1 rRNA gene is annotated in these 551 nt (G+C 47.9%); it reads left to right on the top strand.

Features of this window, described 5'->3' with window-relative positions:
- A 23S ribosomal RNA gene (locus ACE01P_RS24400) occupies nt 1-551 on the top strand; the annotation flags it as partial.

Genomic DNA, 551 nt, shown 5'->3' with positions numbered 1-551 from the left:
AACAGCTCACTAGTCGAGCGGACGAGCATGGATAATAATCGGGCATAAGCATATTACCGAAGCTATGGATTTTGCAGCAATGCAAAGTGGTAGGGGAGCATTCTGACAGGGCTGAAGGTGTATCGTAAGGTATGCTGGACCGGTCAGAAAAGAAAATGTAGGCATAAGTAACGATAATGCGGGCGAGAAACCCGCACACCGAAAAACTAAGGTTTCCACAGCTATGCTAATCAGCTGTGGGTTAGTCTGGACCTAAGGCGAACCCGAAAGGGACAGTCGATGGCCAACGGGTTAATATTCCCGTACTTCTTATTGCTGTGATGGGGTGACGGAGTGATGAAAGCGCCGCGAACTGACGGAATAGTTCGTTAAAGCACCTAGCTATAGGCTCTATAGGCAAATCCGTAGAGCTTGGCGAAATGCGATAGTACTCGGAGTCTTCGGACAAAGAGATAGTGCGCCTAAGGGCTTCCAAGAAAAACCTCTAAACTTCAGGCAATAAGAACCAGTACCGTAAACCGACACAGGTAGTTGAGGAGAGAATCCTAAGG

Origin of the sequence: Flavobacterium sp. HJSW_4, assembly GCF_042436695.1 — a bacterium.
In the GTDB taxonomy this organism is placed as follows: Bacteria; Bacteroidota; Bacteroidia; order Flavobacteriales; family Flavobacteriaceae; genus Flavobacterium.
The sequence above is the reverse complement of the archived record's forward strand: the minus strand, read 5'-3'. Positions and strand labels throughout refer to the sequence as shown.